The organism is Streptomyces sp. NPDC012935, assembly GCF_042900345.1.
Classification (GTDB): domain Bacteria; phylum Actinomycetota; class Actinomycetes; order Streptomycetales; family Streptomycetaceae; genus Streptomyces.
Genome location: NZ_JBIBBC010000024.1, coordinates 1 through 20007, shown reverse-complemented (window position 1 = coordinate 20007; position 20007 = coordinate 1). Strand labels below are relative to the sequence as shown.

17 protein-coding genes are annotated in these 20007 nt (G+C 71.5%); 3 read left to right on the top strand and 14 right to left on the bottom strand.

Annotated elements, in window-relative coordinates:
- Positions 1–27: 27 nt before the first annotated feature.
- Together ACFY5C_RS37075 and ACFY5C_RS37070 are read right to left on the bottom strand one after the other, a co-directional pair.
- Positions 28–375, bottom strand: a complete 348-nt coding sequence (locus tag ACFY5C_RS37075; RefSeq protein ID WP_369275304.1) for a hypothetical protein — start codon at positions 373–375, stop codon at positions 28–30.
- 109 nt (positions 376–484) lie between these two features.
- On the bottom strand, positions 485–1447 hold the full coding sequence (locus ACFY5C_RS37070) for a GlxA family transcriptional regulator (protein ID WP_389453379.1): 963 nt from the start codon (positions 1445–1447) through the stop codon (positions 485–487).
- Positions 1448–1603: 156 nt separating this feature from the next.
- Here ACFY5C_RS37070 and ACFY5C_RS37065 point away from each other — a divergent pair, with 156 nt between their 5' ends.
- Both ACFY5C_RS37065 and ACFY5C_RS37060 read left to right on the top strand, forming a co-directional pair.
- Positions 1604–2065 (top strand): DUF2269 family protein, encoded by a 462-nt coding sequence (locus tag ACFY5C_RS37065; protein ID WP_389453376.1) that lies wholly within the window; start codon positions 1604–1606, stop codon positions 2063–2065.
- Positions 2066–2245: 180 nt separating this feature from the next.
- Positions 2246–2464, top strand: a complete 219-nt coding sequence (locus ACFY5C_RS37060) for a hypothetical protein (protein WP_389453373.1) — start codon at positions 2246–2248, stop codon at positions 2462–2464.
- A 34-nt stretch (positions 2465–2498) separates the two neighbouring features.
- On the opposite strand, the gene tgmB is transcribed toward ACFY5C_RS37060, so the two are convergent.
- The 10 genes from tgmB to ACFY5C_RS37010 all read right to left on the bottom strand — a co-directional run bounded on the left by tgmB (position 2499) and on the right by ACFY5C_RS37010 (position 15363).
- Positions 2499–3473, bottom strand: a complete 975-nt coding sequence (gene tgmB / locus ACFY5C_RS37055) for an ATP-grasp ribosomal peptide maturase (RefSeq protein ID WP_389453371.1) — start codon at positions 3471–3473, stop codon at positions 2499–2501.
- 16 nt (positions 3474–3489) lie between these two features.
- Positions 3490–3681, bottom strand: coding sequence for a putative ATP-grasp-modified RiPP (gene tgmA / locus ACFY5C_RS37050; RefSeq protein WP_369275309.1), 192 nt, complete (start codon positions 3679–3681; stop codon positions 3490–3492).
- A 118-nt stretch (positions 3682–3799) separates the two neighbouring features.
- The gene (locus tag ACFY5C_RS37045) at positions 3800–4096 is read right to left on the bottom strand and encodes a DUF1232 domain-containing protein (protein WP_389453368.1); all 297 of its coding nucleotides are present in this window, start codon (positions 4094–4096) and stop codon (positions 3800–3802) included.
- 235 nt (positions 4097–4331) lie between these two features.
- Positions 4332–5504 carry a hypothetical protein gene (locus ACFY5C_RS37040; RefSeq protein ID WP_389453366.1) on the bottom strand — a complete coding sequence of 391 codons (1173 nt, stop codon included), beginning with the start codon at positions 5502–5504 and terminating at the stop codon, positions 4332–4334.
- A 218-nt stretch (positions 5505–5722) separates the two neighbouring features.
- Positions 5723–6217 carry a lamin tail domain-containing protein gene (locus tag ACFY5C_RS37035; protein WP_389453363.1) on the bottom strand — a complete coding sequence of 165 codons (495 nt, stop codon included), beginning with the start codon at positions 6215–6217 and terminating at the stop codon, positions 5723–5725.
- Between the two features lie 101 nt (positions 6218–6318).
- Entirely contained in the window at positions 6319–7284 is a 966-nt protein-coding gene (locus tag ACFY5C_RS37030; RefSeq protein ID WP_389453360.1) for a DUF1152 domain-containing protein, read from the bottom strand.
- Positions 7285–7391: 107 nt separating this feature from the next.
- Positions 7392–8756 carry an FAD-dependent oxidoreductase gene (locus tag ACFY5C_RS37025; RefSeq protein ID WP_389453357.1) on the bottom strand — a complete coding sequence of 455 codons (1365 nt, stop codon included), beginning with the start codon at positions 8754–8756 and terminating at the stop codon, positions 7392–7394.
- A gap of 182 nt (positions 8757–8938) precedes the next feature.
- On the bottom strand, positions 8939–9751 hold the full coding sequence (locus ACFY5C_RS37020) for a chitosanase (protein WP_389453355.1): 813 nt from the start codon (positions 9749–9751) through the stop codon (positions 8939–8941).
- A gap of 132 nt (positions 9752–9883) precedes the next feature.
- Positions 9884–12661, bottom strand: a complete 2778-nt coding sequence (locus tag ACFY5C_RS37015) for a SpoIIE family protein phosphatase (RefSeq protein ID WP_389453352.1) — start codon at positions 12659–12661, stop codon at positions 9884–9886.
- 176 nt (positions 12662–12837) lie between these two features.
- On the bottom strand, positions 12838–15363 hold the full coding sequence (locus tag ACFY5C_RS37010) for a SpoIIE family protein phosphatase (RefSeq protein ID WP_389453349.1): 2526 nt from the start codon (positions 15361–15363) through the stop codon (positions 12838–12840).
- 292 nt (positions 15364–15655) lie between these two features.
- Here ACFY5C_RS37010 and ACFY5C_RS37005 point away from each other — a divergent pair, with 292 nt between their 5' ends.
- A complete protein-coding gene (locus ACFY5C_RS37005; RefSeq protein ID WP_389453346.1) occupies positions 15656–17338 on the top strand; it encodes a hypothetical protein in 1683 nt (560 codons plus the stop codon).
- A gap of 7 nt (positions 17339–17345) precedes the next feature.
- On the opposite strand, the gene ACFY5C_RS37000 is transcribed toward ACFY5C_RS37005, so the two are convergent.
- Positions 17346–19109 (bottom strand): SpoIIE family protein phosphatase, encoded by a 1764-nt coding sequence (locus tag ACFY5C_RS37000; RefSeq protein WP_389453343.1) that lies wholly within the window; start codon positions 19107–19109, stop codon positions 17346–17348.
- A gap of 52 nt (positions 19110–19161) precedes the next feature.
- Positions 19162–19863 (bottom strand): class I SAM-dependent DNA methyltransferase, encoded by a 702-nt coding sequence (locus tag ACFY5C_RS36995; RefSeq protein ID WP_389453340.1) that lies wholly within the window; start codon positions 19861–19863, stop codon positions 19162–19164.
- Positions 19864–20007 lie beyond the last annotated feature (144 nt).

The following is a 20007-nucleotide window of genomic DNA, read 5'->3' as shown; positions in this document are numbered from 1 at the left end:
CGGCGCAAGGGACGGCGTCACGGGCGCTCACGCGGCACTGCTGCTCCGCGGCATCCAGTGCCGGCACGTCACCTCGTGCTCACTGCCGAGGCTCGTCCACCAGCGCTCGCAGCACGCGGAGTCGAGCTCCGCTCGGACGATCGCCTCGGCGGCATCGCCGGCGCGCCCGGCCCGTGCGACCAACTCCAGGAGCCACCGGCGCTGTTCGCCGATCACGGTCTCCCGCACCACGGCGATGACCGGCACCAGACTGGCGGCGGCGAACAGACAGGCCGCCCAGGCGGGCCCGTACCGGATTTCCAGGACCGAGGTCCAGGCGAGCCCCGCGCTCGTGGCGATGTAGAGGACGCAGAGCAGGCGGCTGGAGCAGTTCATGGGCGTACACCGTCCTTGGGGCGGGATCGATACCCTTGTCCAACTGCTGACGGCCCGCGTGGACTCGGGTGATTTATCCCACCGTGACCTGACAGCAGGCCCGGCCCGTTCATGACGGGGCGCCGACCACGGCCTTTGCCCGGAACGCGGCCCGATAGGCGTGCGGCGTGGTGCCGACCACCCGGCGGAACCGTTCACGGAACGCCGTCGGCGACCCGAACCCCGCCTGCCGCGCGATCCGTTCGATCGGATGGTCGCTGTTCTCCAGCAGATACTGGGCCCGCCGCACGCGCGCCCGCAGCAGCCACTGCAGCGGCGTGGTGCCGGTCTGCTCACGGAACCGCCGGCTGAAGGTGCGCTCGCTCATCCCCGAGCGCTCCGCCAACGCCCCCAGGGTGATCTCCCCGGCCAGGTTGTCCCCGATCCACTCCAGCAGCGGTTCCAGCGCCGAGCCGCGCGGCACGGGCGGATACTCGTGCACGATGAACTGCGCCTGTCCGCCCTCCCGTTCCAGCGGTACGACGGACATCCGCGCGGTGTGCGCGGCCACGGCCGAGCCCAGGTCGCGCCGGACCATGTGCAGGCACATGTCCATTCCCGCCGCGGCCCCGGCGGAGGTGAGGATCTGTCCGTTGTCGACGTACAGCACGTCCGGTTCCACATGGACGTCAGGGAAGCGCCGCGCGAGCTCGTCCGTCGCCATCCAGTGGGTGGTGGCGCGCAGTCCGTCCAGCAGTCCGGCCTCGGCCAGGACGAAGGCGCCCACGCAGACGGACGCGATCCGGGTGCCGGTCCGGGCCGCCTCGCGCAGGGCCGCCGCCACGGCGGGGGAGGGCGGTCCGGTCTCGTCGCAGCCCGGCACGATGATCGTGTCCGCGTCCGCCAGCCCGTCGAGCCCCCGGTCGATCCGCAGGGCGAAGCCCTCCGTGGGCACCTCCGGCGACTCGGCGCACAGCCGGACCCGGTAGGGACGGCGGCCGTCCGGCAGCCGTGTCCAGCCGAACATCTGGAACGGTGTCGCCATGTCGAACGGCACCACATTGTCGAGGACCAGGATCGCCACGGTGTGCATGAGTGACACCCTAGGCGGATTCCCGCCACGGACATAAGTGCAGGTGGCACAGGTTGGCCCGGGTGAAAGAGCGGGCAGGCCCGTTGGCGGGAATCCGTTGGAAGCTGTCGTTTCAGCCCCTGTGCGATCACCCGGGCGATCCCTAGCGTGGGGCGGGTGACCAAGATCCTCCTCACTCTTCACGTCCTGGCCGCCATCGTCGCGGTCGGCCCCGTCACCGTCGCGGCCAGCATGTTCCCCCCGGCCGCGCGCAGCGTCCCGGCGACGGACGGGGCGGTGGCGGTGGGCACCGTCCGGCTCCTGCACCGCATCTGCCGCGTCTACGGCGCCATCGGGGTCTCGGTCCCCGTCCTCGGCCTGGCCACCGGCCTGGCGATGGGAGTGCTGGGCAGCGGATGGCTCATCACCTCCATCGCGCTGACCGCCGCGGCCGCCGGCATCCTGATCGCCTTCGTCCTGCCCCGTCAGGAGGAACTCGTCGGCCAACTGAGCGCCGAGAAGCCCGTCGAGCGCTCGGCCACGGTTCAACTCGCCATGTTCACAGGCATCTTCAACCTCCTGTGGGCGACCGTCACGGTGCTGATGATCGTCCGGCCCGGTTCCACGACGGGCGCCTGACGCGGGGAACCGGGCAGCGGGGGCCGGGCGGCACCGCGACCACGCGTCGGGGGTGGAGCCGCCCGTTCGTCGCACGTCAAGCGCTCTGGCAGAATTCGCACTTCAGTGTGCGTCGGCGCCTAGACTCGACAGCCGTGCCCATCTGCACACAGGGCCACGACATGAAAGGCGCGTTGACGGGTGTTCCAGGATTCCCCCATTTACGACCGGCTCATCGCGGAGCGCGGCGACATCCCCACCCAGGTGCGCAGGGAGGCCGAACGCGTCAGCAGGGAAGTCGAGTTCGCCATGCAGCCCCTGCTGCAGTCCGGCGGCCACGCACCCCCTCCCGGACGCCCCGCACCCCCCGCCCCGACCTGGCAGCGCAGCGCCCTGCCGCCCGGGCCGCAGTCGCGCTGAGCCCCGGACGGCCCGGACGGCCCGGACGGACCTGTCAGGGTACCTTCGCGCTCGCCCCGTTGACGTGCGGCTGCTCCCCGGTGGCCGGCCGCGCGAGCCACTCGGCGATGCTGCGGGCGATCGGCTGGCCCGTGTCCACCTCGATGAACCCGAACTGCCCCGACTGGTTGCACTCCAGGAACCACCACGTCCCGTCGGCGTCCTCGACGAAGTCGAAGGCACCGTAGGCGAGTTCAGCCTCCCGCAGATAGGCAAGGACGCCCTCGGCGACGCGCGGCGCGACCTCGACGGGACACCACGGCGCGTCGGACGTGGCGAAGCGGACGTCCACTTCGGCCTCGGCACCGGTCGCCTTGCGGGCCGCCAGCAGCTGCTCGCCCACCGCCGTGAGGCGGATGTCGGCACGCTTGGCCACGCGCCGCTGCAGCAGGGTCGGTCCGAACGCGACGGCGGAGAAGTCCGCGTCCGGCCCCACCCTGCTGGTCGGCACAGCGCGGGGCGGATCCTGCGGATGCGCGCCGGACACCGGCTTGACCACCAGATCCGGATAGCGCTCGGCGAACTCGCGGGCGGCCTGCGGGAAGGTCGTGATCAACGTGGCCGGGACGGGCAGACCGCAGCGCTGGGCCAGCCGCAGCTGCCAGGGCTTGTAGCGAGCCCGGCGTGCCGCGTCGGGGTGGTTCATCCAGCGCACGTCACACCCGCGCAGCATGCCGTACAGCGCCTGCTCCGCCTCCTGAGTCAGCCAGGCGGAGGGCGCCGCCGCCCGCGCCGCCGCGGCCCCCGGCCTGCGCATCCAGATCGACCGCAGGCCGTTGACGTTCACCAGGCGTCCCGCGGACGACAGATGGCCACGGAACGAGCCGTGCACATACTCGCCCGACAGCGCGACCCCGTCGGTCACGTCGGCGGGATCGAGCCGGACCACCGGGACGCCGGACGCGTTCAGGTGCACGACCACCATGTCGGCCGTCACGTCCTCTTCGTTGGTCACAATCAAGACCGTCATCGTCGGCGACCTGTGTTCAGTCGTCGAAGTGGGTCTTCGAGCCCGCCGTGGATGTCGTGGTTCCCAACTCCCGCAAGAGCGCGTGATCACAAGCGGCTATTCGCCCGTCACGCAGCACGTTCAACTGCAGACCGGAGTCGTAAGCATACGCAGCGGTGACCTCCAACTCCGCTGCCGGCCGTGCATAGTTGAGCGCGAACGGTTGCATCGTCTCTCCCTCACAGGTGCTGCTCCGATCGAGCTTGGTCACCCAGGGGCGCCCCTCGGCCCGCCGACGCCCTTCGGTTTCCACTTACTTAAACGAATCGAACGAGTGATTGGTTTCCTTACTTTCTGTAATCAACGGCGTCCGGCGGTCCCGCATCGGGAGAACGGCGCAGGGTACGCAGTGCCAGCAAGAGCACGCCGATGTCGTCCAGATACACCGGATCGGGCACCAGATCGGCCGGCAGCACGAAGTACAGGACCGCACCCCAGAACACCCAGCGCGGCCCCGTTGGCAGCCCGGCACGCCGCATCACACGCCGTGTCCGCACGAGCCGCGCCAGAACCCATATGGCCACGGCGAGCACGACGGCCGCGAGGGCCGCGACGACGACGATCACCGCGGTGGTCGACTCCATGGACCCTCCTCCTGCCGGCGGCGCGCACCATGCGCACCTGCCGGTCGGATTCCCCCTTGCGGCCTGTGCATTGCATGGCAGCGCGCACTCGGCCGCACCCCGTCACCCGTCAGGACGGAAGACGCACGGATCGGCCCGGTCACCTGCTCGCGCAGGCGCACGATCCGTCCACCCGCGCGCCGAAGCGAGCCCGCAGGACGCAGTACGCCCTCGCCACGGATCCGGCGCAGCCGGCCTACGCCCTCCGGCGGCCCGGGATCTCCGGCTGCTCCTCGACGGCCGTGCCCTCCTGCGCGTCTCCCGTCCCGGCCGCGGGCCTGCGTGTCCGGGCGGAGCCCTTGAAACGCTCGAAGGTCCGGGTCAGTTGCTGGAGCGGGGACGCCGCCGGGGACGCGAGGGTGTCGGGCCGGTTCCCGGGAGCGGCGTCGGCGGACTCCCGGTAGGCGGTCAGCGCCGCGTGCGCCTGCTCGGCGGCCTCCCGGTACAGGTCGCGGGACTTCGTCATCGCCTCGAGTGCGTCGGCGTACATCGCCACGAGCTTGCGCTCACGATCGAGCTCCTCCTCCAGCGTCAGCAGCCGCCAGTCCTCCCGCAGGGCGGTCAGCGCCTCCTCGGCGCCCTCCGGCAGCGGGCGCGACAGGGCGGCGAACCGCGTCACGGCGTGGATCAGCTCGGCCGGCTCCGTGCCGTCGAGGAAGACGCTGCGTACGGCGAAGTCGTCCGCGTCGTAGCCGGACGGTGCCGGACTTCCGGGCAGCACCACGGCGCCTCCGCGCGGCACCTGCGTGCCGAGGTCCCGCAGGGCCCAGTTCACGACGCGCAGTTGGCTGGGTGCGGCACGGTGCTCGACCAGCCGGTGCCGAAGGCTCGGCGGCAGCATGCCGGCCAGGGGCGTGCGACCGCGCTGATCCGTGGTCATGGCCTCGTGGACGACCACATGGATGCTCCAGCGGTCCCGCGCGCATTCCCGCAGCAGGTGCCGTACCGCCTTGTCGTCCGAAGGCAGGGGGTTGATGTCCGTCAGGCGCAGGTCGCAGATGGGCGTGCGGTCCCAGGTCGCGTCGGGCTCCTGCGGCCAGAACAGGGTGGCCGGCGACGGCCACCGCGGGTCCCACGGCGCCTCCGCCTCCGCGACCAGTGTCCAGTTCTGCCCGGTGCCGGAGTCGTGCTCGACGGTCAGCCGGGCTCGTACCGTCACCGACCCGGCGATCCGCCATCGGGCCTCGAAGATCCATTCCTGGGCGCCCTCGGTCTCGGGCAGCTCCAGAAAGTCGTCGATGACCCGGCTGTCCTTGAGCTGCCTCAGACTGAGCCGGAGCACCTCTTCCGCGGCGGGCCCGAGATGGCGGCCATGGGCCAGCCAGACCGAGGGGGGAGTCGAGGGGCGGGTGCTGGAGGAGCTGGGCATGGGGTCCATCTGTGGGCGGGAGCACGTGCTCGTATCAGTATCGTCGCCGCAGATGCCTGCCCGCCGGGCGGGGTCCGCACACGGGGTGTGCGCCATCCGCACCGGCCGGCGTCCCGCACTCGTGGTCCGCACCGCTTCCGGTCATGACAATGACTCGATGAGCAGGACCCGCCCACCATCCGCATTGGGGCGGGTCCTGCTCGTGACTCGGTGTCCGATCAGTTGTGGTACGTGATGTAGCCGTTGCGGTCCGGGTCGCTCCCGCTCTTGGTGTAGGAGTGCGAGTCGGCCCCGGTCCCCGAGGGCTTGTACAGGTAGATCGAGTCCTTGTCGTTGTTCCACATGAAGTTGCAGTTGTCGCGGTAGACGACGTTCTTCGCGTCGGAGTCGCTGCCGTTGCCGCCCCGGAGCTTCACGTAGTCGCCGGGCTGGAGGTAGTGGTTGGCGGTGAAGGCGAACCGGTTGCCGGCCTTGTCCTTCACGACGTAGCCCTTGAGGTTGACCGTGGTACCGGACGAGTAGTTCTTGATCGTCAGGTACTCCTCGTCGGTGTTGCCGGTCCGGCAGTTGTTCGAGTCGCTGCCGGGCGCGTCGTACTGGATGCCGCGGATCTTCAGCGCGGACGAGTACTCGGTGGCCTGGGCCGGCACGGCGGACAGCGCGGCGAGCGTACCGGCGGCGACGGCGGTTGTGGCGACAATGCGTATACGCATGGAGATATATCCCCCTGTGTGGAGCTTGTGTGAAGATCAGGAGTGTATGCAACGCACGCACACGGTGGGGAGGCTTCACCGAAATCTGAGACGAGGGCGCGTCAGTGGGGGTAGGCGCGCGGTGGCCGCTGTTCGCTGAGGTCGTCGCGGAACTCCGCGATGACCGAGCTGATCTGGCGCATGAGTGCGGTGTTCTCGAGGCGGTCGAGATACAGGTTGCGGCGGGCCAGGGCGGGTGCGTCGACGCAGAAGTACTGGGTCATGAGCGCATTGATGAACAGTTCGCTGTTCCTGGTGCGCTCGGTGAACCGGACATCACCGAAGTCACCGCGTACGGCTGCCGCGACGGAGCTCTGGACGATGCTCGGGCGGTCCGGCGTGGCCCGCTGGGCATGCTCCACCGCGTCGAGGTACAGGTGCCCCTCGCGGCTGTGGCGCGGCAGCGAGAACGTCCCGAGGTAGCCGCCCTCGCGGTCCAGTGCGGCGAGGTTCTCCAGCACCAGGCAGTGGTTGACCCCGTGATAGGAGTCCACGCCGAACCCGAGGCAGGCCACGAGTCGCTCCGGAACCTCGTCGAGGCCGGACACCGCGGCCAGGCTGGCCATGTCCTCCTCCGGCGTGCCCAGCCCGTGCTCGTCGCCGCGCATCAGGATGTCGGTCCCGCCGTCCACCAGCACCACGGCGTCGACGCCGCCCAGGTGCTGCAGAAGCGTGCGATAGGCGGCCCTGAGCGGCTGGACGCCCGTGAGGGGGAACGCGTACACCGTGTCGGGCAGGTCATGCGCGGCGAGCCACCGCGCGAGCGTCCGCTCCGGGAAGTAGTCGCCGCGCGCCGCGGTGTCCGGACGTATCGCCGCGACGTCGTGGTCCACCCACGCGTCGAGTGCGAGCCCGTACAGGTCGGAGAAGGACAGGTTGGCCAGATGGACTTCCTTGCCGGCCGCGCGCAGGGCGAGGGCCGGCGGGAGTCCGGCGTACACGTCGAAACCGCCGCCCGCACCGGCGACGAGCACCCGCCGCGCATCGCGCAGCCGGGTGAAGAAAGGGGGCTCCAGGAGTGAGAACACCGGGGGACGCCAACAGGAACTGATCATCCGGAGCGCGCCGACAAAGGCCGTGAGGGCCGGGGATCGGAACCCCCGGCCCTCACGGTTTCAGCTTCGGCCACTGCGCCTTACGCGCCGCTCTCCCGCAGCATGTCCTCCCGCTCGACGAGCTTCACCCGCTCACGGCCCTGGGGCTCGCCCAGCGCCTTCTCGGCGGCGTCGAGCTTGTACCAGCCGTCCCAGGTGGTGAAGCGGATCTCGCGCTCGGCGAGGAAGGCCTCCACCGCCTCCGGCTCGGGCGAAGCCGGCGTCTGCAGACGGCCGCCCGCGAAGTCGTCCAGCAGGTTGGACACCGTCTCGTTCGCGTCGCCCTTGGTGTGGCCGATCAGGCCCACCGGGCCGCGCCGGATCCACCCGGTGACGTACGTCGACTGCAGGTGCTCGCCGGACTCCTGGATGACCCGGCCGCCCTGGTCCGGGACCGTGCCCGAGTCGATGTCCCAGGGCAGCTTGGGGAGTTTGTCGGAGAGGTAGCCGACCGCGCGGTAGACCGCGGTGACGTCCCAGTCCTTGAACTCGCCGGTGCCCTTGACGTTGCCGGTGCCGTCGAGGGCGGTGCGCTCGGTGCGCAGGCCGACGACCTTGCCGTCCTCGCCGAGGATCTCGGTGGGCGACTCGAAGAAGTGCAGGAACAGTTTGTGCGGCCGGTTGCCCACGTCGCGGATCGCCCAGTTCTCCAGGGTCTTGGCGACCATGTCGGCCTGCTTGTTGCCGCGCCGGGTCTCGATCGAGCCCTCGTCGTAGTCGATGTCCTCGGGGTCGACGATGACCTCGATGTTGGGGGAGTGGTCCAGCTCGCGCAGTTCCATGGGGCTGAACTTCGCCTGCGCCGGGCCGCGGCGGCCGAACACGTGCACTTCCAGGGCCTTGTTGGCCTTGAGGCCCTCGTGGACGTTCGGCGGGATCTCCGTCGGGAGGAGTTCCTCCGCCGTCTTCGCCAGGATGCGGGCCACGTCGAGGGCGACGTTGCCGACGCCGAGGACGGCGACCTTCTCGGCCTGAAGCGGCCAGGTGCGCGGAACGTCCGGGTGGCCGTCGTACCAGGAGACGAAGTCGGCGGCGCCGTACGACCCGTCGAGGTCGACACCCGGTATCGGCAGCGCCCGGTCGGCCGTCGCGCCCGTCGAGAAGATCACGGCGTCGTAGAACGCGCGCAGGTCGTCCAGGCTGATGTCGGTCGGGTAGTCGACGTTGCCGAAGAGGCGGATCTGCGGCTTGTCGAGGACCTGGTGGAGGGCCGTGATGATGCCCTTGATGCGGGGGTGGTCGGGGGCGACGCCGTACCGGATCAGTCCGAACGGCGCCGGCATGCGCTCGAAGAGGTCGATGGACACGCCCGGTTCGGCGGCCACGTCGGACTTGAGCAGGGCGTCGGCGGCGTAGATCCCGGCGGGGCCGGCTCCGACGATTGCTACCCGCAGGGGGCGGGGCATGATCAGGGTCCCTTCGAGCGATGACAAGCGATCTCGTCGGGAAGCCTAAACTAAGGCAAGCCTAAGTCGGTACGCGGGTCCGACCTATGAGCTCATAAATCAATTCTATGGGCTGAAAGGTGTGGGGACGGCACGGGGTTGCCGCACGGTGGGACGCCCGGTGCGGCAACCCCGCGGACGGGTCAGCCGATGTGGTAGCTGTCCCCGTACACCTTCCAGTCGAGGGGCGGGTTCAGGTCGAGGTTGCCCGCGCGCAGGAAGACGCGCTGGGCCGTGTCGACCCGGCTGGTGTCGCTGTGCGCCTCCTCCTGCTTCATGGCCCACACCCGGGCGTCCAGAAAGGCGTGCAGGTAGCTGACCTCGTCACCGCCCTGGGCCGGCGGCCGGGCCCGGTTCAGCGCTCGCCGCCGAATGTTGCGGAAGCTGGTCGGGTCGGTGCCGTCGCCGTGCATGACGATGGCGTCGTAGTACGCGAACTGGCCGAGCACGCGCAGCCCGTCCGTCTTGCCCTGCCGCACGGCCGGACCGAAGTACACGCGGTCGCGTTCACCATCCTGCGCCCGCCGGAACTCCTGGTCCTGCGCGGCGCGGGCCCAGTCACGCGGGAAGTTCGGGTCGAGCCCGTCGTGCGAGTCGGTGCCGTTCACCCGGCGCAGGGCCGGCAGATACGGGGCGAGGACGTTGCCGGGGCGGCGGTCGGCGTACAGCTCGACGAGGTCGAGCATGTCGCCCGTGCCGGAGCAGAAGCCGATGATCCCGGCGGTGTAGCCGCGGCCGTCGCCGATGTCCTCGATGTACTTGTACTGCGCCTTCCAGTCGAGCGAGGAGTTCTCCGCGCTCGACACCAGCTTCATGGCGATCTCCTTCTTCGCCGGGTCGTCCAGTCCCACCGCGGCCGCGGCTGCGCGGGGGGAGTTGAGGAGGGGGGCTGACGCCAGCGATGCGCCGACCAGGGCGAGCAGAGTTCGGCGCGACGTGCGTGCCGGGTGTTTCACGGCGGCTCCAAGTGGACGTGGGGGGTGGGGTGTTGGCCGTGGTGATACTGATAGGAAGGTTTCCTATCAGAAGCGGGGCATGGTGGGCACCTGTCGTGTCGAAGGTTCGTACCTATGTACAAACGGCCGCTGCTAAGGCAGCGGCTGCTCCGCCCAGATCACCTTGCCCGCGGGCAGGTACCGGGTGCCCCAGCGCTCGGCCAGCTGCGCGACGAGGAACAGGCCGCGTCCGCCCTCGTCCGTCATGGTCGCGTAGCGCAGATGCGGAGAGGTGCTGCTGCTGTCGAAGACCTCGCAGATCAGGCTGCGGTCGTGCAGCATCCGCACGCGGATCGGCTCACCGCCGTACCGGATCGCATTGGTGACCAGCTCGCTCAGGATCAGCTCCGTGGTGAACGTCAGCTCCTCCAGGTCCCACGCCTGAAGCGTCCGCGTCACGGCCGAGCGCACCTGACCGACGGCCGCCGGATCGGACGGCACCTCCCATTCGGCGACCAGGTCGGCCCCGAGCGCCCGGGTGCCCGCCACGATCAGCGCGATGTCGTCGCCGGCCCGGGCCGGCCGCCTGGCCTCCAGTACGGCCTGGCAGGTCTCCTCCGGCGACGGGCCGGCCTGGGACAGGGCTTCGCGCAGCAGTTCGAGGCCCTCGTCGATGTCCCTTTCGCGGTCCTCCACCAGACCGTCCGTGTAGAGCACGAGCCGGCTGTCCCGCGCCAGCTCCAGCTCGGCCGTCTCGAACGGCAGCCCGCCCAGGCCCAGCGGCGGACCGGCGGGCACGTCGGGGAAGCCGACGGTGCCGTCCGGCTGGATCAGGGCCGGCGGCGGGTGGCCCGCGCGAGCCATGGTGCACCGCTGGGACACCGGGTCGTAGACCGCGTACAGACAGGTCGCGCCGGTCACCGGTGCGCTGTCGCCCTCCTGGGCCTCGTCCTGGTCGATCCGGGCGACCAGCTCGTCGAGCAGCGCGAGCAGTTCGTCGGGCGGCAGGTCCAGGGCGGAGAAGTTGTGCACGGCCGTACGCAGCCGGCCCATCGTCGCCGCCGCGTGCAGGCCGTGTCCGACGACGTCCCCCACCACCAGCGCGACCCGGGCACCGGACAGCGGCAGCACGTCGAACCAGTCGCCGCCCACGCCGGCCTGCGCCGGCAGATACCGGTAGGCGATGTCCAGGGCGTTCTGCTCGGGCAGACGGCGCGGCAGCAGGCTGCGCTGAAGCGTCACCGCCATGCTGTGCTCGCGTGTGTACCGGCGGGCGTTGTCGATCGACACCGCGGCCCGGGCGACCAGTTCCTCGGCCAGTGCCACCTCGTCGGCGTCGAACGGCTCGGCCTTCTGCGACCGCCAGAAGCTCACCACGCCCAGCACCAGGGACCCCGCCCGCAGCGGCACCGCGATCAGCGAGTGGATGCCGAACTCCACCACCTGCGCCGAGCGCTCCAGGTCCTGGGCACGCCAGCCCGGCGCCTCGTCCAGCCGCGGCTCGATGACGGCCTGCCCGTCCTTCAGCGCGCGGGCCTGCGGCGAGGAGTCGACGAACCTCAGCTGCTCACCCACCGGGTACAGCGGCGCGTCCTTGCGTATGCCGCTGCTCGCCGTGCGGCGCAGCCGGGTCGCCGCCTCCGGCTGACCGCCGCCCAGCACGGCCTCGTACAGGTCGACGGTGGCGAAGTCCGCGAAGCGGGGCACCGCAAGCTCCGCCAGTTCTTCGGCGGTACGGGTGACGTCCAGGCTGGTGCCGATGCCCACACCGGCGTCGTACAGCATGTTCAGGCGCTCGCGGGCCTCCTCGGCCCGGCCGGACAGGGCCCGCAGTTCGGTCGAGTCGCGCAGGGTGGCGACGCTGCCGGACGGTCGGCCCCTCAGGGTGGTGGGGCGCTGGTTGACCGCCAGCAGCCGGTCCTTGACCAGGTGCACCTCGTCCGTGGCCATGCGGCCGGAGTCCAGCAGTTCGGCGGTGTCGGGGGAGAGGCCGAGGTGCAGCACCCGGTGTCCCTCGGCGTCGGCGGGCAGGTCGAGCAGGCGGTGCGCCTCGTCGTTGGCGAGCAGCAGCCGGCCCTCGGTGCCGACGATGATCACGCCCTCCCGCACGGCGTGCAGGACGGCGTCGTGGTGCTCGTACATCCGGGTCATCTCGTCCGGCCCGAGGCCGTGTGTCTGCCGCAGCAGCCGCCGGCTGACCAGCGCGGTGCCCGCCGTCGACAGGGCGAGCGCCACCGCTGCCGCCGTCAGCACCAGCGGCAGCTGCCGGTCCGCGGTTCCGCCCACGGTCGCCTTCGTGACCCCGGCCGAGACCAGCCCGACGACCTGCCCGTCGGGTGCCTTGATGGGCACCACGGCCTGCACCAGCGGTCCGATGGTGCCCGTGATCTCCTCGGTCACGACCCGCCCGGCCTGCGCCGGTGCGATGTTCCCGACGAACTGCTTGCCGATCCGGTCCGGCTTGGGGTGGGTGTAGCGGATGCCGTCGGTGTTCATCACGACGATGAAGTCCACGTCCGTCGCCTCGCGCGCCGCCTCGGCACGGGGTTGCAGCACGGCGGACGGATCCGGGCTGTTCAGCGCCTCCCGGGTGCCGGGCGCGTTGGCGAACGCCTCCGCGACGGCCACCGAGCGGTTGCGGGCCTCCTGCGTGGTGTCGTACCGCACCTGCAGCACCAGCGCCACCACGGCGGCGACGACGAGCAGCAGCACGATCACGACCTGAAGCAGGAACACCTGCCCGGCGACACTGCGACCGCCGACCGCCGACCGCAGCGCAGAGAACCACCCCGTGCGCCGCCCGTGAGCGGGTTCGTCGCTCGGGACCCCTGGCTCGGGCGCTTCAGAGAAGCGGTCGCGCGCACCGCGTGTGCGCAGACCGCTGGGACGAGGGGCCGACCGGGCCCCGGATCGACCCAATAGTCGGACCATGTGCCCATGTCTACACTGCCGGGCCCCGGGAGGCGAGAGACGTCACGGACCGTGACACGACCAGGCACCTCTCATCGACCACGGCCACGGGCGTGGTGCCCGGATTGGGGCAACTCCCGCCCCCGCAACAGGGTTACGACGCCGAGGGGCCGTACGGCGCCCACGGCGCCCGGCCCTCAGCTCGGGCGCGGCGGTGTGGTGCGGCGGGTGGCGAGTAGCAGTGCGATGTCGTCGGGGCGGTCCGCCATGTGCCGGGCCGTCGCGGTGAGGCGGTCCGCCACGCCCGCCAGCGAGCGCCCGCCCGGCCGGGCGCCGGGAGCACCGGCCTTGGCCAGCGCCACCCGCAGCGCGCTGATGCCGTCGTCGATGTCCATTCCGGGCCGCTCGACCAACCCGTCGGTGTACAGCGCGAGCACGGCACCCGGCTCCATCCGCAGTTCCGCCACCGGATACGTGGCCTGCGGATCCACGCCGAGCACGACCCCGCCGGGCAGGTCGACGACATGGGTACGGCCGTCCGGGCGGCGCAGCAGCGGCCGCGGATGCCCGGCCACGGCAGCCTGGGCGAGGCCGGTCCTGGGGTCGAGCCGGATGTAGCAACAGCTCGCGAACAGGCCGGCGTCGAGGTCGATGAGCAGGTGGTTGGTGCCGCTCATGACCTCGTCGGGCGGCCGGTCGCCGAGCGCGAAGGCGCGCACGGCGCTGCGCAGCTGGCCCATCGTGGCCGCCGCCTGCACGCCGTGCCCCTGCACATCGCCGATGACCAGGGCCAGACCGTCCCCGGCGGCGACGACGTCGTACCAGTCACCGCCCACCTCCATGCCCTGGGTGCCGGGCAGATAGCGTCCGGCGGTCTCCATCAGCGGGTGCTGCGACAGCCGCCGGGGGAGCAGGGCCTGCTGCAGCCCACGGGCGAGGGCGGCCTCGTTCTCGTAGCGCTGCGCCTTCTCCATGGCGTGGGCGATCAGTCCGGCCATGGCGGTGAGCACCGTGCGTTCCTCGGTGCTGAAGCTGCGCGGCCGGTCGAAGCCGAGGATGCAGGACCCGACGGGACGCCCGGAGGCGATCAGCGGCAGGAAGGCACGGGCCCCCTCCGTCGCGTCCAGCGCGATGCCCGGATAGGCGTCGGAGAGATCCTGCATCGAGTCGAAGAACAGCGGGCGCCCGCTGGTCAGCGTCTCGACCCCGGGCAGCCGCTCGTCGAGCCCGACACCGTCGAACGGGGCGAGGAACCCCTTGGGGAAGCCCGTCTCCCAGGCGAGATACAGATGCCGCTCCTGCAGCAGGTAGATGGCGAGCCGTCGGCCGCCGAACGCGGGCAGCAGCTCCCGCATCACCACCGCCGACACCTGACGTGCGGTGACCGCTTCGGTCAGCGCGATGGCGAGCACGATCGGGCGGTACAGCGGGGCGAGCGAGGGCGCACCGGTCGTCGCCGGGGTGCCGTGCGCCTCCGGGACCCCGGACGGGCTGTCCGCGACCCGGTGCCCCAGACGGATCGTGCAGGTCAGAATGTCCGGGCCGGGATAGACGGACAGGGCGAGCCAGTCACCGGCCATCGACTGGGTGGCGCGCTCACGCCCGTGGGCGGACGGTCTTCGGACGTGGAAGTGCACCGGATCCGGGGACAGCAGCGCGCCGCGCAGATGGTCCTCGAGAGTGGGCTGGTTGAGCCACGGCACGCCCTCCCACAGAGCCCGGCCCAGCAGCTCGGTGCGGGGTCGGCGCAGCAGCCGCGCCGCGTGCGGATTCGCGTAGACGACCGTCCCCAGCCGGTCCAGGCACAGCACGCCGTCCGGCAGCAGATCGGCCGCCGCGTCGGCCACCGCGCCCGGCCCCGGGTCGACCACCACGCCCCGTACGTTCGTCGAACGGGAGCGTGCGGAGTCGTCGTACGGCCCCCAGACCTCGACCAGGCGCAGTGCCCCGTCCGCCGAGCGCACGTACAGCGGCAGCGCGGGTGGCCGGCCACCGGCTGCCTCCCGCAGCGCCGCCAGGATCCGCACCGCGTCAGCCGGAGCGACCGCGTCCGCGAACGCCTCTGCGGTGCTGTGGGCCTCCGCCTCAGCCATGCCGAGTACGACGTTCAGGCGCTCGTCCGCCGCCAGGACGCCCGTCACCGGATCCCAGGTGAACCGCCCGAGCTGCCCGGACGGAGGGCGGCCGGCCGGCGGCCGCAGACACAGGGGACCGCCCTCCCAGGACACCGCCGAGGCGTCCTGGTCCGCCAGCTTCTCCAGTGCCACCCCCAGCTCCTCGGCCAGGCGCGTGACGCGCTCGCGCACGGGCAGCAATTCGGTGCCGTCCGACGCCGCCGGCAGCAGCACGGTCAGCACACCGAAGACGCTCGACGAACCCGCGACGGGAACGTGCACGGACCCGAACGGGAACGGCAACCCGGCCGCGAACTGGGGATAGCGGCGCATCGTCTCCGTCGCGTTGGGCAGCGCCACCTCGACGCCGAGCCGATAGGCATCCGCGACGGGGAACGGCCGGTCCACATGCACCCGCCACCACGGCCGGAACAACGGCCCCGGCAGCCCTTCCAGCACCGCCAGACGCAGCAGTCCGGGAGTGCTGCAGCGCAGGTAGACCCCACCGGCGTGGCCACCGGCCGCGCTGATCGCCTCCGCCGAGGCATCGATCAGCAGCGCCGCCAGCCTGCCCGGCGCCCGCTCTGCGCCCTCGGCGCTCCCAGTCATCGGCCCTACCTCGTCCGTACGCCGTCACGCGCGCGACACAGCAAGAATGCGCCACGAGGCCCTCCGCCCGCACCTGGGCGGCACGAACCGACTCACCCGGTCGCGGCACCGGGCTCGTCACCGCACCACCGTGCCGGGTACCCACGGCGACGCGGACCGATGCCGGCATCCGAGATGGCAGGGCAGAAGCCCGCAACCGGGCAGGGGCTGCCCCCGTTGTCGGTGCGAGAGCCGGTGCTCTCGGGAAGACTCGGGAACAGACCGGCGGGGCGCACAGGCAGGAGACAGAGCCATGGAGTACTACGACCTCGGCACCTACACCCGCTCCGTGACCACCCCTTCCGAGCAGGCCCAACTCTGGTTCGACCGCGGGCTGATGTGGACGTACGCCTTTCACCACGAGGAGGCCGTCGCCTGCTTCCAGGCGGCCGCCGAAGCCGACCCCGACTGCGCGATGGCCCACTGGGGCATCGCCTACGCGCTCGGCCCGAACTACAACAAGCCGTGGGAGTTCTTCGACGACGAGGACCTGGTGCGCACCGTCGACCGCACCCACGCCGCCGTGGAGAGGGCCCACGAGAAGGCGGCAGCCGCCACCCCCGTCGAGCAGGCCCTGATCGGCGCACTGCGCGCCCGCTACCCGCAGGCGAAGGCCGTCGACGACTGCTCGGTCTGGAACGCCCCCTACGCCGACAGCATGCGCGCGGTCTACGAGCTGGCCCCCGACGACCTGGACGTGGCCACTCTGTACGCCGACGCGCTGATGAACCTCACTCCCTGGCAGCTGTGGGACCTCCGGACCGGCGAGCCGGCCGAATGCGCGCGCACGGTGGAGGCCAGGGCCGTCCTCGAACGTGCCCTCGCCACCGACGCGGGACGCGACCACCCAGGCCTGGTCCACCTCTACATCCACCTGATGGAGATGTCCCCGACCCCCGAAGCCGCCCTGTCGATCGCGGACCGGCTGCGCGGGCTGGTGCCCGACGCCGGGCACCTGCATCACATGCCGTCGCACCTGGAGGTGCTCTGCGGCGACTACCGGCGGGTGGTCTCGGACAACACGACGGCGATCGCGGTCGACGAGAAGTACCACGCCCGGGCCGGGGCGATGAACTTCTACACCCTGTACCGCTCGCACAACTACCACTTCAAGATCTACGGCGCGATGTTCCTCGGCCAGTCACAGGTCGCTCTCAGGACCGCCGCGGAGCTCGAGGCGTCCATCCCCGAGGACCTGCTGCGAGTGCCGAGCCCACCCATGGCCGACTGGCTCGAGGCCTTCCTCGGCATGCGGTTCCACGCTTTGATCCGCTTCGGCCGCTGGCACGACATCCTCGCCCTGCCGATGCCCGCCGACTCCGAGCTGTACTGCGTGACGACCGCGATGCTCCACTACGCCCGCGGCGTCGCCCTGTCCTCGACCCACCGCGTCGCGGAGGCGGAGACGGAACGCCGGCTCTTCGACGAGGCCGTCGCCCGGGTCCCCGAGACCCGCATGCTCTTCAACAACACCTGCGCCGACATCCTCGCGATCGCCGCGGCGATGCTCGACGGCGAACTGGAGTACCGCAAGGGCAACCACGACGCCGCCTTCGCCGCGCTGGAACGCTCCATCGAACTGGACGACAACCTCCCCTACGACGAACCGTGGGGCTGGATGCAGCCCACCCGGCACGCCTACGGCGCCCTTCTCCTCGAACAGGGCCGCGTCGAGGAAGCGGAAGCGGTCTACCGGGCCGACCTCGGCCTCGACGGCACGCTCCCGCGCGCCCTTCAGCACCCCAACAACGTCTGGTCCCTGCACGGCCTGCACGAGTGCCTCACGCGCCTGGGCCGGACCGGGGAGGCACAGATGGTGGCCAAGCAGCTGCGTCTCGCCGCCGCGCTGGCGGACGTCCCGGTCGAGGCCTCCTGCTTCTGCCGTCTCGACGCGATCACCGCAGGCAGCACCGAGGGTGCCTGCTGCGCCGACTGACGCCGGACTACGGGGTCCGGTCACCCGCAGGTGCGTCGGGCAGGGGCTGTTCGAACCAGACCACCTTGCCCGTGCTCACCCTCGTCGCGCCCCAGCGCCGGGCCAGCTGGTCCACCAGGAACAGGCCTCTGCCGCCCTCGTCGCTCAGCCGGGCGTGCCGCATCCTCGGCACGATCGGCGAGTCGTCGCCCACTTCGCAGCGCAGCACGTCCGTGCACAGCAGCCGAAGGGTGATCGGCCGGGATGCGAAGCGCACGGCGTTCGCCACCACCTCGCTGACCATCAGCTCGGTCGTCTCCACCAGGGACTCCAGTCCCCAGTGGCCCAGCGTCCGGCGGGTCAGCCGACGGGCCTGGCCCGCGGTCTGCGGACGGGGCGCCATGTACCAGTACGCGACGGTCTCCGGCAGGATGCCCTCGAAGCGGGCGGCGAGCAGCGCGATGTCGTCGTCCCGGCCGCCCGCCCCCAGCGCGCCGAGTGCTTCGTCGCACAGCTTCTCCAGCGCCGGCGGCACGGACCCGGCCGAGGCCGCGCGCAACCGTGCGCGCAGCGCCTCCACGCCGGTCAGCACGTCCGAGTCGCGGGACTCGACCAGGCCGTCGGTGTAGAGCAGCAGGGTCGCCCCGGCCGGTGCGTGCGTCTCGACGGACTCGAATCCGCCGCTGCCGACGCCGATCGGCGCCCCGGGCGGGACCTGGAGAACCTCGGCTCTGCCGTCGGGATGGAGCAGCACCGGCGGCAGATGGCCGGCGTTGGACACCAGCAGCCGTTGCTGCACGGGGTCGTACATGGCGTACAGGCAGGTCGCCGTGTGCTCGCTGCCCAGCCGGCCCGCCTGCTCGTCGAGGTGGTGCAGGACCTCGTCCGGAGGCAGATCGAGCCCCGCCAGGGTCTGCACGCTGGTGCGCAGCTGGCCCATGATCGCGGCCGAGGTCATGGAATGGCCCATCACGTCGCCGATGACCAGGGCGACCCGGTTGCCGGGCAGCGGGATCGCGTCGTACCAGTCGCCGCCGACCTGCGCGGTCCGCGAGGACGGCAGATAGCGGCTGGCGAGCCGGACCCCGGGCGGATCCGGCAGCGACGGCGGGAGCATCGTGCGCTGCAACGTGTCCGCGATGGCAGCCTCACGCTCGTACAGCATCGCCTTCTCCAGGCCGAGAGCGGTGTGTGTGGCGAGCTGGGAGGCGACGATCAGGTCGTCATCGGTGAACTCGGGGCGGCCTGGGCCGCGGATGAGGACGACGCTGCCCAGGACGTGGCTGCGGCCGTGCAGGGGGGCGATGATCAGCCGGCGCCCGGGCGGCACCGCCGGGGCAGCGCCCGCCGTCCCCAGCAGCTCGGCCGCCGCGGAGGTGACGCCCGGGGCGTTCCCGAACACCGGTCGCCCGTCCTGCAGCAGTTTGCCGAGCAGGCGGTCGGCGGCCGGGTTCACGACCTCTGCCCCCGGCCCCGGATCCCGGGGTGACGCGCGGTCCGCGCCGTGCAGCCGCAGGACGCCGGGGACGGCGCCCGTCTCGTCGCCGACCGGCAGCGGGGCGTACAGGTGGACGAAAGCGGTGTCGGCGAAGGCCGGTACGGCCGCGTGGCACAGTTCGTGCAGGGTCTCGTCGAGGTTCATGCCCCGCGCGATCCGGCGGGTCGCCGCGTCGAGGTACCGCAGCCTGTCGGTGTGCGGCTCGGCGTCGTCCGGGCCGCCGGCGAGGTGGGTGCCGGGGTGAGCCCGGGTGGCCGGCGGCGCGGGATCTCCACCTCCGAGCTGCTTCGTCATGCCTGTCCTTCCGGCCGTGCGGCCAGCGCCGGGGCGGGCGGGTCAGAGGTCGTCAGGAGTGCCGTACGCACCGCAGGAAGATCTGTACCTCGGGCTGGATGTCGGCGACCGCCGGAGCGTAGGTGTACGAGGACTCGCCGACGATCTCGAAGCCCGCCGTCTCGACGACCTCGCGCAGTTCGTCCCGCAGATAGCCGGAGACGCGGATGCTGCTGCCGATGAACGGGATCGCGAAGTCGTCCACGTCTGCCTCCACCATGGACAGCGCGAATAGTCCCCCCGGAACCAGCAGGTGGCGCACGGTCCGCAGGGCGAGGGGGATCTCGGCGCGCGGCAGCATGAGGAGCGCGAAGAAGGCGGTCAGCGCGTCGAAGCGGCCGAGGTGCAGCGAGCCCGAGGACCGCAGGTCCGCGATGTCCGCCCGATGGAACTCGCAGCCGGGCACATGGTCACGGGCCAGCTCGACCATCCGCTCCGACAGGTCCACCCCGACGACGTCGAGGCCCCCCTCCGCCAGCTGGCGTGCGGTCGGGAGCCCGGTGCCGCACCCGAGGTCCAGTACCCGGGATCCGGGCGGCAGCGACCCGATGAGCCACTCGGCAGCCGCGACCTGCCCTTCCTTGTGGGGGAAGGCCTCGTCATAGCGCTCGCCGATGGCATCGAAGGCCTCGGCCTGACCGGTGCGGTCGAGCCGTAGGGTCCCGTAGTCGAGCTCATCGGCGGGGTTGCTCACAAGGGTTCTCCTTGCAGGCATTATGGGCTATTTCTCCGAATTCCTATAGGTGGGGACGTTGTGCGGTCGGGGGGGGGGGGGGGGGGGGGGGGGGGCGCCCCCCCCCCCCCCCCCCCCCCCCCCGGCGCCGCGCCGCCCCCCCCCCCCCCCCCCCCCCCCCCCACC